Consider the following 12,639-nt stretch of genomic DNA (forward strand, 5'->3'; position numbering starts at 1 on the left):
CTCGGGTTCACACGCGGCGGGCGGCGATACGGTCCGGGGTGGGCCAGCGCACGTCCCAGGCCCAGCCGAGGCGTTCGAAGAAACGGATCACGGCGGCGGACGGGTCGAGCTGGCCGCGGTCGACGCCGTGCCGGGCGCAGGTGGGGTCGGCATGGTGCAGGTTGTGCCGGCTCTCGCCGAACGAGACCAGGGCCAGGGGCCACAGGTTGGTGGCGCGGTCGTGGCGACGGGTGCGGAACGGCCGCTCGCCGATCACATGGCAGAGGGAGTTCACGCTCCACGTGACGTGGTGGAGCAGGGCGATGCGGACAAGTCCCGCCCACAGCAGGGCGGTCAGGGCGGACACCCAGCTGCCGCCGATCAGCCACCCCACGGCGAAGGGCAGAGCGAGGGTGAGTACACACAGGGCCGGGAAGGCCCGGCACACGGCCCGGATGTCACGGTCGGCCAGCAGATCGGGAGCGATGGGGGTCCCCCCGCGCGAGCGAAGCCGAGTGTGGGGGAGCGCCGCGGACGTGGGGTCGTTGCGGAACAGCCAGCCGACGTGGGCATCCGCCAGTCCCCACAACTGGCCGCATACAGACGTGCCGTAGCGATACGGAGAGTGAGGATCGCCCGGCCGGTCGGTGAAGGCGTGATGGCGGCGATGGATGGCGACCCAGCCGATCACGTCCCCCTGGAAGCTCATGGACCCGGCCACCGCGAGCGCGGTGCGCAGCGGCCGTACGGCCCGGTAGCTGCCGTGGGTCAGACCACGGTGGAAGCCGACCGTGACGCCGAGGCCCGTGACGGTGTAGAGCACCGCGGCGAGCAGGACATCGACGGGATGGATCAGGCGCCCCCGCAGCAGCCAGACGGCCAGAGCGAGTGCCAGGAACGGGAGAAGGACGATCGACGCCGTGATCGCCAGGGACAGCCGCTCGCTGCCGGTGCGCTCGGCAGCCGTTCCCTGGCGCGAGAAAGGTGCCCTCCCGTCGTACTCAGGGGACGGCGGGGCGCCTTTAGGCGGGACGGCGGACGGGCAGCGGAGGATATGGAGAGACATGCGCGGTCCTTGACCTCGGTGATGACAGTGCGGCCGGGGTCTTGGGCTGCGCCTCTTCGACGTGAATGCGTGGCATCGCTGAGAGCGGATGCGAGTCACACGAACGGTGAATACAGGGGCTTGGGCTGGTGAGGACGTGGAGAGTGGGCGGCGGGGCCGTCAGGCGGTCTCGCCCTGGTGGGTGCGATCGGCGGGCGGTCTGCTGGAGTCGAGCCAGGAGCCGAGCGGACCGGCGGCACGCGAGGCGTCCAGTGTGAGGTGCAGCCGCGTCCCGGTTCCCGAGAGGCCGGGATAGCTGCGCTGTTCATCGCCGGCGAACAGCAGCCGGAGCGCGTCCGCGACGCGTCGGGCCGCTTCGGAGTCCGCGGAGACCAGGCGGACCTCCACCCGGCTCTGCCCGCTCGGTTCGTGCTCGGCCTCGGGACGGGGTGGGCGGTGCGGGGCTTCGGATGTCATAGGGCGGAGCCCGATCCGGACCTGAGCGGTCCACATCTCTCTTGCGACGAGGACGAGACCGGTCCGGACACCGGCGTACGACGTGCCCTCGACGTTTTCAGCCTACTCCTGCTCGGGACAGCCGCTCCGGCACCTGTGAAGTGGTGCGGTGACCGCCGAAGCCACCGGCCGGCGCCCGATGAGGGGATGACGGTTCGGTCGATCACGAACAACTCCCGGGACGACGACGTGACTCCGACGCCGGCCACACCGTTGGCCGTCCGTCGTGTGGCAGCCCGGGGAGTCCTGCTGACAGACCGGCTGCGACGACAGAGGTGGGGGGCGGAGCCGTCGGGCCGCCCTGGGTGGGTGCGATCGCCGGGCGGTCCCAGGCGCGCTCGGCAGGTGAAGCGAGACCGGTCCGATCACCTGCGACGCCCCTGGTTCTGTCGGCCCGCTCCTGCCGGTACGACGGCCACCGCGGCGAGCGGCGGCAGGAGTAGAGTGGAGACACCGAGGGCATTTCGCACACCGGCTTCCACGCCGGGTCGTTCTCGGCGAGAGATGAAACCCGGGCCGTAACCCCAGGGGCGGCCCGGAGACGGGTCCGCATCATGACCGCGACCTTCGAAGCAACCCTGCCGCGGCCCGCACCCGTCGCAGCCCCTCCCGCCCGGCTCGTACTGAAGACGGACGGCCCCTCCCGTGGACTCCTGGACGGCGCCTGGTGGCCGCGCTCGCGCGACCTGCTGCGCGAACTACCCGCACTGACCGACGCGCTGGACCCCGTCTGGGGCCGCATCACCCGTATCGCCGTCAACCCCGAGCACTGGCCGGTCATCCCGCGCAAGGTGCCCGTCAACGGCCATGTCGTGAAGGTCGGCTGGTTCACGCCGGAGATCGACCCGCACAAACTGCTGCTGCTCTCCTACGGCACCGGACGCTGGGATCTGCTCGTCATCCCACCCGAGACCGGGGCGCGGTCGGCGGCCCGCCTGCTGGCGGCCGCATCCGACTACGACGGCCCGCCGCTGACCGCGAGCGCACTCATCGCCGCGGACCGAGCCGGGCGCGCAGTCTCCACGGCCGACCGACCACTCGATCCGGACGAGGCTTGGGAGTACGAGGGCGGTACCTGCGTGACGTCCGCAGCGGTACCGGCAAAGGCCGGTGACGTCAGCCGCCTGATCATCGGCATGTGAGGACGACCGTCATGCATGCCTTCTTCACGCCCGTCGGCCGCTGCACGTGAACGCCGAAGAGAGCGACGGGGGCCGTAGCCGCTACCCGCTGGACGCTCCGAGGAGCTTTCACGTTCGTCGACGCCCCGCCACGGGTGTCGACGAACAAGGCGCCACCATGCCGGCCCATTTCCGGGGCATCATCGCCCGGCACATTGTGAGGGTCGGCATCTCGAAGGTGACTTCTGGAGCCGGCTCCCAGCCCCGTCTGCCGACGAGCGCGCAGGAGCGTGTGGTCAGAGCCAGTCCCAGTGCTTGAAAGCGAAGTACAGCGTCAGAGAGACACCGACGATGACGGCGCTGGAGACGATGAATCCCGACTGGTGTGCGAAGCCGGGATAGGGAAGGTTCTGTCCGTAGAAGCCGGTGATCGCCGTGGGCACGGCGATGATCGCGGCCCAGCTCGTCACCTTCTTCATGATCAGGTTCATCCGGTTCGCCTGCACCGACAGGTTGGTCTCCATCACCGAGGCCACCATGTCGCGCAGCGACTCAGTCCACTCGCCGGCACGCAGCACGTGGTCGTACACATCTCGGTAGTAAGGCAGCAAGAGACCGTCGACGACGTCGAGGTCGGGGCGCATGAGGGCGTTGACGACCTCCCGCATGGGCAGGACCACGCGACGGAGCCGGACCAGTGATTTCCGCAGGGCGTAGGACTGGCGCTGTACGGTCTGGATCTGCCGGCCGCCTTCGGCGAAGAGCAGAGCGTCCAGTTCCTCGATACGTTCGTCGAGCTGCCGTACCGCGGCGAAGTGCCCGTCGACGACATGGTCGAGCAGGCCGTGGAGCAGAAAGGCGACCCCGTGTGCCGCCAGAGCCGGGGTACGGTCCCAGCGGGCGACCAGCTCGTCGAGGGCGAACGCGGCGTCCTTGCGGACGGTGATCAGCGCCTGTGGCGTGAGGATGACCGCGAGCTCGCTCATCGTCAGTCCTGCGCCATCCGGGTCGACGGCGACCGCGTAGACACTGAGGAAGTGATGGGTGCGGTAGTTGTCGAGTTTCGCCCGTTGTCCCTCGTGCAGCGCGTCCTCGAGAGCCAGCTCGTGGAGGCCGAGTTCCTCGCCGACCGCCGTGAACTCGGCGCGGTCCGGGCGGTACAGGTCCAACCACACGGTCGAAGACCGGTCCGCCAGATGCTGGGAGATGTCCCGGACCGGGAAGTCCTCCTCGACCAGGGAACCGTCGCGGTACAGCCGAGTACGGGCCATGTCGCGGACCCTAACGGCACCGGCGGAACTTCAGGGGACAACACTACCGGGCATCCACTCCGACGGGCGGCGCCTCGATCGCGTTGAACTCGGGGGGCCGCCCGGCAAGGACAGCCCTGCCGGCGCCCGGACCTGGCAGAGGTCATTCCTCGGGCTCGTGACGTGTCTCGCCGGTCCGAGGGTCCTCCATGGGGATCGGGTGTGCCTGATGGGTGCCGGTGGCGATGAGGATCTGTGCGGCATCGGTGACGTTGTCGGCTCGGACAGCCCTGGCCATCGCGGCAAGGGCGGCGTCGGGTGTCGCGTGCGGCGGGACCACGAGAAGGGAGAAGTGGTCCCCGTCGCCCCGAGTGATCAGGACGGTGTCATCACCGACCGGGAAGGAGTCGATATGGACGACCTGGTCGTCGATGACCAGGCGCGTGGGAAGTTCATCCCAGGCGGTGGCGTCCAGGCCGACACGCGTGATGGGGCCGAGGTGCCCGGTCAGCACGTGGATGAGGCCGGGCAACTCCGCGCCGATGTCGCGGGAACGCGGCCACCACGCGCCGTCGAGATTGCCTTCCCGGGATTGTGTCGTCCGCAGCCGCAGAAGTACCGTCCCCGGTTTCGCGGCCCGGTGGATCGCGTCCGGCAGAAGCCCGGGGGCGCGAGGGGTGTCGGATTCTTTCATGGCGTGTCCGCCTGTCTGCGGGCTTCGGTGTCACCGCCGAACGCGGGACCTCCTCCTCTCAGCGTAAGTCGTGCGCGGCCGCACCGGCTGCGTTCGCCGGTGGTACCGGACTCGCTGCCTCTCGGTAAAGCTCCTGCTCACGTGCACGTTCCGGGGCCTCGGAACGGCGTAGAGTGAAAGGACCGGGAGTACTTCGCACACCAGGCCGCCGTGTCGGTGTCGTTCCCGGCGAGCGACAACACCGGCCTCCGAGAGGGGCCCGGGGACAGGTCCGTGTCATGACCGCGACCATCGAACCCACGATCATCAAAGAGCGCCTGCCTTCGGCGTCGGCCCGGCTGTCCCTGACCCCGGCCGGCCCGGTTCCAGGTCTCCTGGACGGTGCCTGGTGGCCCCGCTCCCGTGATCTCCTCCGGGAGATCCCCACTCTGACAGACGCACTGGACGCCTGCTGGGGCCGGATCACGCACATCACCGTGAACCCGACCCACTGGCCCGTCATCCCGCGCAAGGTCCCCGTCACGGGCCACACGGTGCATGTCGGCTGGTTCGCCGCCGAGCAGGACCCGAACAAAGTGATCCTCCTCTCCTACACGGTGGGCCGCCTGGACCTGCTGGTGATCCCTCCGGAGACGGAGCCGGCCGCCGCCGCCCGGCTGATGTCAGCGGCAACCGTTTCGAGAGGTATCCGCACCGCCAGCGGTCTGATGGCCGACGAGGCCCTCAGCCACGACGCAACAGATGTTCAAAGCCGGGAAGCGGTATGGGAGACCGACGGCGGAGCCGCGATCGGGATCTCGGGATCCGCCCCGAGGAGGTGAGGAGGTGGAGACCGTCGTCACCGTCGCCGTGATCATTTTCGTGATCATCGCGGGAATATTCCTGATTCACCGGCTCAACGCACAGCATGACGAAAGGATCGGGGCGTTCCGTTACAGCGAAGCTCTACCGGGAATCGGTCGGCGGACCCGTAAGAGCCCACCTGGCACCGTGCCGAAGGGCCCTCCTGCCGACGCCGCACGCCATGAGCATCAAGAGGGCAGCCGCTGATGACGCAGACCTGCTTCGAGCCAAGGGGGGGTGCGGGGCAACGGCCGTCACACCCACCGGCACGTCGCCCGTGATCCACGTCGTCCTGAACGAGCAAGGGCTCACATCGAGGTCACTTGAACTGCCGTCGGCCGGGCACGCGGAGGTTCGTATCGTCGCCGCCGACCCGGAGGCGGCTCGCCATGTCGCGGGGATTCTCCGCCGTTGTTTCGGCGCCACGGAAGCGCGCAGCTACCCCGCAGGCCCCGACGGCGGGATCCAGCTCATGGAGACCGAGGAGAGGGACTGCGACTGACGCTGCCCAGGCCACCCTCAGGGCTGCGGCCGGCCGCATGACGGCCATGTCCCGCCATATGACGAAATGGGATCCTGGGCATAGGCTGGTGAGTGGGCCGGCGCACTCTCACGTGCAACGACCCGGAAGGGCGGCCCCGGTGTGTATACGCCGGGGCCGTTGCGTCACCGGCACATGCCACGGGGAGAAGGTGGTGATCCACTCGGCCGATCTCCGCGAGTGACGCAGCTGCGACGTCGTCGACCCGCAGGGCCGAGAGATGAGTCCGCCGTCCACCTGGACGGCGGACCACGTCTTGCCCGCCGCTGACGCCCGGAGGCTGACGCGGTGCTGCTTCTTCTGCTGTTCATCGTGACGGTCGCGCTCGGTGTCATAGGGGCGCTCGCCAGGGGTCGAGAACGGCGTGCCGGAGCACATCAAGACCGCGGCGAACACCACACACCAGGCCCGTCCCCGAACACAGAAACCCCCGCCGGACCAGGTCGGCGGGGGCTCCTCACCTCTCCTGCTATCACCCGCGTATCACCAACAGCGTCGACGCATCTGGGGCACAAGGACCTGAACTGCAAAAACGCTCCTGCCCTAGACCGGCTGGACCCCACAGGACGGCTACTACACGTGTCTCGAAAACGCACGCAGCCGGGGAAGTCGGCGGCCCATGTGATCCTGTTCGCAGCAAACCCTGCGGCCTCGGACGTGGGTCTCGCCCGTTCGGCCGTCCCCGAACCGGGAGGCAGCCGCCCTCTGACGGCGTCGTGCGGCGACTAGGGTGACTCCCCGGACACCGCGCAGGCGGTACGGGGGCGGGGGGAACGCCGTGGGATCCACCGAACTGCTCATCACTCTGGACCGGGCGAGCGGTACGACGTTGCAGCAGCAGGTGTGCGATCAGGTCACCGCGCTCGTGCGCGCGGGCAAACTGCGCCCCGGCGACGCGCTGCCCGCCTCGCGCGAGCTGGCCCAGCAACTGGGCGTCTCGCGGACGGTGATCATCCGGGCCTACGAGCTGCTGCGGGCGCAGGGAGTCCTGACCGCGCGACGTGGCTCGGGCACCCGGGTCGCTGAGCTTCCGGCCACCGGTTCGGCGGGCGCGTCCGGCGAGGCGCCCCGGACGAGGGCCGTACCGCCGGTGCCCACGCCGCCCCGGCCCACCGACGACGGCAATCCGCTGTGGCAGCCGTGGGAGCCACCGCCCGTGCTGCGGCGTCCCGGCAACGTCCTCGACTTCCGGCACGGTACGCCCGCACTCGCCGCGTTCCCCGTCGCCCGCTGGCGGCAGTCGATGCACGAGGCGTACGGGCGGGCCGACGCCGCCGCGCTGGGGTACGGGCCGGCCGAGGGTTCGGCGGCCCTGCGCGCGGAGATCGCCACGCTGGTGCGGCAGAGCCGGGCCATCGACGCCGGTCCGGAGCACATCATGGTGACCGGTGGCGCGACCCAGGCGCTGGACGTCCTGGTGCGGATGCTGGTCGGGCCGGGCGACGTGGTGGTCATCGAGGACCCCAGCCATACCGTGCTGCGGCAGGTCTTCGGGTGTTCCGACGCGGCCGTGGTGCCGGTTCCCGTCGACGAGGAGGGTCTGCGGGTCGCGGACATCGACGAGCGGGTGCGGGCCCACGGACACGACCCGGAGCAGGTGAAGCTGGTGTACGTGACGCCGTCGCACCAGTTCCCCACCGGCTTCATCATGTCGCAGACCCGCCGCCGTGCCCTGATCGCCTGGGCGCACGAACGCGGTGCGACGGTCCTGGAGGACGACTACCACAACGAGTTCACCTTCACCGCGGAGCGGCTGCCCGCGCTCGCCGCCGAGAGGCACCGCGACACCGTCGTCTACGTCGGCAGCTTCAGCAAGACCCTGTTCCCGGCGCTGCGCATCGGTTACGCGGTGCTGCCGCCGCACCTCGTACAGCCGTTCCTCGGGATCAAGTGGATCACCGACCGGCTCACCCCGACCGTGTCCCAGGAGGCGCTGGCCGACTTCATCGCGACGGGTGCGTACGCCCGGCACATCAGCCGGATGACGCGGCTGTACCGGCAGCGCAGAAGGCGGCTGCTGGAGGCGCTCTACGAGCATCTCGGCGCCGAGGTGCGCATCTCCGGAGAGGCGGCGGGGCTGCATGTACTGACCAGCTTCACCGGGGCGCGCGGCGTACCGGAGGAGGAGATCGTGCGGCGGGCGGCCGGACGCGGGGTCCGGGTGTATCCCGCGTCCGGCTACTTCGTCCTGGACCCGCCTGCCGAGCCGACGTTCCTGGTGGGCTACGCCGCGCTGCCCACCGCCCGCATCACCGAGGGCGTCGCCCTGCTGGCCACCGCGGTGCGCGAGGCGCGGGGGCGGAGCTGAGCCGCACGGGCGGTGCGGCGGCGTCCGGTGCCGCCTCGGGCTCCGTGAAGCGGGGCCGGCGGAAGCGGTCGCGCTGCGCGTACGGCACCGTGCAGTCGAAGTGCGCCTTCGCGGTGCGCCCGTCGGCGGAGAGGGCGTCCGAGTAGGCGGTGGACTGCGTCGGGTCGAGCGGGAAGCCCTCGCGGTCGGGCAGGACGGTCAGGTCCCGGTCCGCCTGCAGCCGGGTGACCATCGCCCACCACAGGTCCGCGTCCGATTCGAGGTCGACGTCCGCGTCCACCGAGACGACCAGCTTGGCCATCCGGAACGTCTCCAGGACCGACTCGCCGGACTCGCGGACCAGCCGGTCGTCCGCGGAGGACCGCTTGGCCCGCCACTGGATCACCACCATGAGCTGGCCGCCACCCGCCGTATGGCAGTGCACCGCCCGGACCGGCGCTCCCAGGCGGCGCAGCCGGTCGAGGACCGCGGCCTCCATGCCGAAGCCGAGCAGCACCGACTGCTCGTGGCCGGGGCCCGAGACGGTCTGCAGGATCGCCCCGTCGCGTGCGGTGATCCCGGTGACGCGTACCGTGGGCAGCGCCGGGTGGGCGCGCCCCTGGTAGCCGAGGAACTCGGGGGTGGCGGACGGGCCGTGCGGGTTCTCCGGGGCCAGGTCGGCGAGGAGTTCGCCCTCGATGACGTACTCGGCGTGGGCGACGTACTCCGCGTCGACGGTCAGGCACCCGGCGAGTTCGACCGGCGCGCCGCCGAGGGCTCCCGCCACCGCCAGCTCGTCCACGCCCTCCGGCACCAGGGGCGCCGGGCAGCAGGACGCGAGCAGCAGGGCGGGTCCGAGGCCCAGGTGGATGGCGACGGGCAGATTCCCGCCCCGGCGGCGGGCCGCCTGGTGGGCCGCCTCCAGGTGCCGGCCGGGCACCATCCAGATGGTGAGCCGGTCGGGGCTCTGCACGCACATCCGGTGGATGGACAGATTGCGTACACCGGTGTCCGGGTCGGTGGCCAGGACCGCGCCGAGCGTCAGGTACGGACCCGCGTCCTCGTCGGTGAGGACGGGGATCGGCAGCGCCGTCAGATCGGGGGCGAGCAGGTCGCGGGCCCCCGCCCGGCCGGCCGGCAGGCGTGTCGGAGCCACCGGGGAGGCCGCGGCGTCCAGCAGCCGGTGGGCCATCTCGCCGGGGGCGAGCCCGAGCAGTCCCGCGGCGCGCCGACGGCTGCCGTACAGGCCGATGAGCACGGAGCGGGCCGCGCCGCCGCCGCTGGGTGACACCCGCTCGAACAGCACGGCTGGGCCGGGGCCGGTGGGCGGCGGGGCGGGCGTACCGGCCCACTTCGCGTAGCGGGCGCCGACCCCGAAGCGGGCCGGGACCTCCTCCCGGACCCGCACCAGCTCGCCGGGCAGCGGGTCCAGCCCGGCGAGCGCGGTGCGCAGATCGGCGAGTCCGCGGCGGGTCATGCCGCCCCGTTCACGGCCGCCGAGGCGGCCGGCACCGGGGCGGTGGGTGTTCCGGCGGCGGCCCGGCGTTCGGCGAGCCGCCGCAGTTGCAGGTTCGTCAGCTCATCGATGAGCGTGCGGTACACGGCCTCCGCGATGCCGGGCGGCATGCCCTGCGCGTCGGCCAGACCGCGCACCTCGGCGATCACCTGCTCCACCCGCCGGGGTGAGCGGACCGTCTGTTCGTCCTGCTTGAACTCGGTCAGCTCGCGGACGACGGCGGTGCGTTCGGCGAGCAGGGCGACGATCTGCCGGTCGAGTGCGTCGATCGAGACGCGCAGTTCCTCGATCCTGTCGTGGCCGTTCACGGCGCCGGCACCTCGTCGATGACGTAGACGACGGTGGACTCGCTCTCGGAGCCCTGCGAGCGGTGCCGTTCGTCGCCGGGGATGACGAAGCCCATGCCGGGCCGGCAGGGCACCGAGCGGTTGTCGAAGTGGATGGTGAACTCGCCCCGCAGGACGTAGCCCTGATGGCCCGTCTCGCACCAGTTGAGCTCGTTGAAGCCCGCGGGGAGCTCCAGCAGGCGCACCCGGTACCCGCCGGTGTACGCGATCTTCACTCGGCCGTCGGCGCCGGGCTTGTGCCACTTCTCCCACGGGATGCTGTCGAAGTCGATGCCGACGAGGGCGGGGGTGACGGTGGGCATGGTGTGGCTGCTCCTGTTCGTGCGGTGGGTGGGTGATGAGGGAGTGCGGGTCGGCGCAGGGCCGTCATGCGGGGTGCTGGGCGGCACTGTCGACCAGCTGGGGCCGGCGGAGTACGACGCGTTCGTTCCGGTCGTCCAGCGGCAGCACGGGCTCACCGGTCTCCGCCTCGTGGCGGCGCAGCAGCTGGACCATGTCCACCATCCGGTGGGCCATGCGCTCCAGGGCGTCCACGCCTTCGGGGTCGTTGAGGCCCGGCTCCTGCCCGGTGTTGCGCAGCAGGGCCGGGAACCCGCTGCCCACCAGGATCATCCGGTTGAGCAGCAGATTGTCGACCAGCTGGTGGTGGACGGAGGCGTCGCTGTAGCGGCGGGCCGTGACGATGATGCCGCCGACCTTGTTGGCGAGCGGCCGCTCGAAGCGCAGGAAGCCGACGCCCGCCCGCTCGATGAAGATCTGCATGAGGTGGGCGAGGCCGAAGCCGTGCACGGGCGCGGCGTAGACGATGCCGTCGGCCTGCCGCATCCGGTCGATGATGGCGGGCATGTCGTCGCGCACCGCGCACCGGCTGGTGCGGTTGTTGCAGTCGCCGCACGGGCTGCACGGCGAGATGCGGTGCTCGCGCAGGTACAGGGTCTGGAACTGCGCGCCCCGCTCGCGCACCAGTTCCCCTGTGTACTGGAGTGCCAGGTCGGTGTTGCCGCCCGCCCGTTCCGATCCCGAGATGCCGAGGATGACGGGACCGTCCCCCCGTATGTCCGGCGGTGTTCCCTGTGCTGTGAGCATGTTCTCCCCCTGTGGTGATCGCAGGGCGGAGCGGGGCTCCCTCCGCCCCGCTCCGCCTTCGGTTCTCGCGTCAGTCGGTCAGCTTGCCGCCGAAGTAGTCGATGTAGGCCTGCATGTCGAAGTGGCCGTGGCCGGAGAGGGAGAACAGGATGGTCTTCGCCTCGCCGGACTCCTTGCAGGCGAGCGCCTCGTCGATGGCGGCGCGCACCGCGTGCGTGGACTCCGGGGCGGGCACGATGCCCTCGTTGCGGGCGAAGGTGACGCCCGCCTCGAAGCACGCGGTCTGCGGCACCGCGCGCGCCTCCAGGTAGTCCAGCTCCTTGAGCTGGCTGATGATCGGGGACATGCCGTGGTAGCGCAGGCCGCCCGCGTGGATGCTCGGCGGCACGAAGTCGTGGCCGAGGGTGTGCATCTTGGTCAGCGGGGTCATGCCGGCGGTGTCGCCGAAGTCGTAGTCGAAACGCCCCTGGGTCATGGTCGGGCAGGACGCGGGCTCGACCGCGACGGCCCGCACGGACCGCCCGCCGCGCAGCTGCTCCCCGATGAACGGCAGCGCCAGGCCGCCGAAGTTGGAGCCGCCACCCGCCGCGCCGATCACGATGTCCGGGTAGTCCTCGGCCAGCTCCATCTGCAGCTGCGCCTCCTTGCCGATGATCGTCTGGTGCATCAGCACGTGGTTGAGCACCGAGCCGAGCGCGTATTTCGCGGTGCCGCCGCTGGTCACCGCGGCTTCCACCGCCTCCGAGATGGCGAGGCCCAGGCTGCCCGGCGAGTCCGGGTCGTCGGCGAGCGCGTCCCGGCCGGCCTGGGTCAGCTCGCTGGGGCTGGCGGTGACGGTGGCGCCGTAGGTCTCCATCAGGCCGCGGCGGTAGGGCTTCTGCTGGTAGCTGACCTTGACCATGTAGACCTCGCAGACGAGGCCGAAGTACTGGCAGGCGAGGGACAGGGAGCTGCCCCACTGCCCGGCGCCGGTCTCCGTGGTCAGGCGGCCCACGCCGGCCCGCTTGTTGTAATAGGCCTGCGGGACGGCCGTGTTGGGCTTGTGGCTGCCGGCCGGGCTGACGCCCTCGTTCTTGAAGTAGATCCGCGCCGGGGTGTCCAGGGCCTTCTCCAGCCGCCGCGCCCGCACCAGCGGGCTGGGGCGCCACTGCTTGTAGACGTCCAGCACGGCGCCGGGGATGTCGGTATCGCGCTCGGTGGAGAACTCCTGGGCTATGAGCTCGGCGGGGAACAGCGGCTCCAGGTCGTCCGGGGTGACCGGCTGCCGGGTGCCGGGGTGCAGCATCGGCTCCAGCGGCTTGGGCAGGTCCGCCACCACGTTGTACCAGGTGGTGGGGAGCTGGTCTTCGGACAGCAGGAACTTGGTCTGAGACATGAACACTTTCCTGTGATCGTCGGTGCGTCGGTACGAGAG

Annotated in this window: 14 protein-coding genes; 5 read left to right on the plus strand and 9 right to left on the minus strand. The window is 70.8% G+C overall.

Annotated elements, in window-relative coordinates; genetic code table 11:
- Positions 1-7: 7 nt before the first annotated feature.
- Both BLW57_RS09250 and BLW57_RS09255 read right to left on the minus strand, forming a co-directional pair.
- A complete protein-coding gene (locus BLW57_RS09250) occupies positions 8-1,045 on the minus strand; it encodes an acyl-CoA desaturase (RefSeq protein ID WP_093473571.1) in 1,038 nt (345 codons plus the stop codon).
- Positions 1,046-1,204: 159 nt separating this feature from the next.
- The gene (locus BLW57_RS09255; protein WP_256339445.1) at positions 1,205-1,501 is read right to left on the minus strand and encodes a hypothetical protein; all 297 of its coding nucleotides are present in this window, start codon (positions 1,499-1,501) and stop codon (positions 1,205-1,207) included.
- A 593-nt stretch (positions 1,502-2,094) separates the two neighbouring features.
- Here BLW57_RS09255 and BLW57_RS09260 point away from each other — a divergent pair.
- On the plus strand, positions 2,095-2,682 hold the full coding sequence (locus BLW57_RS09260; RefSeq protein ID WP_256339446.1) for a DUF5994 family protein: 588 nt from the start codon (positions 2,095-2,097) through the stop codon (positions 2,680-2,682).
- Between the two features lie 275 nt (positions 2,683-2,957).
- On the opposite strand, the gene BLW57_RS09265 is transcribed toward BLW57_RS09260, so the two are convergent.
- Positions 2,958-3,932: a magnesium transporter CorA family protein gene (locus tag BLW57_RS09265; RefSeq protein ID WP_093473577.1), complete on the minus strand. Its 975-nt coding sequence runs from the start codon at positions 3,930-3,932 to the stop codon at positions 2,958-2,960.
- 142 nt (positions 3,933-4,074) lie between these two features.
- Entirely contained in the window at positions 4,075-4,605 is a 531-nt protein-coding gene (locus tag BLW57_RS09270; RefSeq protein ID WP_093473579.1) for a DUF5994 family protein, read from the minus strand.
- A 278-nt stretch (positions 4,606-4,883) separates the two neighbouring features.
- Here BLW57_RS09270 and BLW57_RS09275 point away from each other — a divergent pair, with 278 nt between their 5' ends.
- The 4 genes from BLW57_RS09275 to BLW57_RS09290 all read left to right on the plus strand — a co-directional run bounded on the left by BLW57_RS09275 (position 4,884) and on the right by BLW57_RS09290 (position 8,297).
- A complete protein-coding gene (locus BLW57_RS09275; protein WP_093473581.1) occupies positions 4,884-5,426 on the plus strand; it encodes a DUF5994 family protein in 543 nt (180 codons plus the stop codon).
- A 4-nt stretch (positions 5,427-5,430) separates the two neighbouring features.
- Complete coding sequence (locus BLW57_RS40860; protein WP_143051592.1) at positions 5,431-5,655, plus strand: hypothetical protein; 225 nt, start codon at positions 5,431-5,433, stop codon at positions 5,653-5,655.
- Positions 5,630-5,950, plus strand: coding sequence for a hypothetical protein (locus BLW57_RS43065; RefSeq protein ID WP_371127780.1), 321 nt, complete (start codon positions 5,630-5,632; stop codon positions 5,948-5,950). The genes BLW57_RS40860 and BLW57_RS43065 overlap by 26 nt, the downstream gene beginning before the upstream one ends.
- Positions 5,951-6,767: 817 nt before the next feature.
- The gene (locus tag BLW57_RS09290) at positions 6,768-8,297 is read left to right on the plus strand and encodes a MocR-like pyridoxine biosynthesis transcription factor PdxR (RefSeq protein ID WP_093473585.1); all 1,530 of its coding nucleotides are present in this window, start codon (positions 6,768-6,770) and stop codon (positions 8,295-8,297) included.
- On the opposite strand, the gene BLW57_RS09295 is transcribed toward BLW57_RS09290, so the two are convergent.
- The 5 genes from BLW57_RS09295 to BLW57_RS09315 form a co-directional block, all read right to left on the minus strand.
- Positions 8,239-9,753: a UbiD family decarboxylase gene (locus BLW57_RS09295; RefSeq protein WP_093473587.1), complete on the minus strand. Its 1,515-nt coding sequence runs from the start codon at positions 9,751-9,753 to the stop codon at positions 8,239-8,241. The two genes, BLW57_RS09290 and BLW57_RS09295, sit on opposite strands and share 59 nt — an antisense overlap.
- Positions 9,750-10,100: a chorismate mutase gene (locus BLW57_RS09300; protein ID WP_093473589.1), complete on the minus strand. Its 351-nt coding sequence runs from the start codon at positions 10,098-10,100 to the stop codon at positions 9,750-9,752. The genes BLW57_RS09295 and BLW57_RS09300 overlap by 4 nt, the downstream gene beginning before the upstream one ends.
- A complete protein-coding gene (locus BLW57_RS09305) occupies positions 10,097-10,441 on the minus strand; it encodes a cupin (RefSeq protein ID WP_093473591.1) in 345 nt (114 codons plus the stop codon). The genes BLW57_RS09300 and BLW57_RS09305 overlap by 4 nt, the downstream gene beginning before the upstream one ends.
- A 64-nt stretch (positions 10,442-10,505) precedes the next feature.
- Complete coding sequence (locus BLW57_RS09310; RefSeq protein ID WP_093473592.1) at positions 10,506-11,225, minus strand: flavodoxin family protein; 720 nt, start codon at positions 11,223-11,225, stop codon at positions 10,506-10,508.
- Positions 11,226-11,295: 70 nt separating this feature from the next.
- Complete coding sequence (locus BLW57_RS09315) at positions 11,296-12,600, minus strand: TrpB-like pyridoxal phosphate-dependent enzyme (protein WP_093473594.1); 1,305 nt, start codon at positions 12,598-12,600, stop codon at positions 11,296-11,298.
- Positions 12,601-12,639: the final 39 nt, after the last annotated feature.

The organism is Streptomyces sp. 1222.5, from assembly GCF_900105245.1.
GTDB lineage: Bacteria > Actinomycetota > Actinomycetes > Streptomycetales > Streptomycetaceae > Streptomyces > Streptomyces albidocamelliae.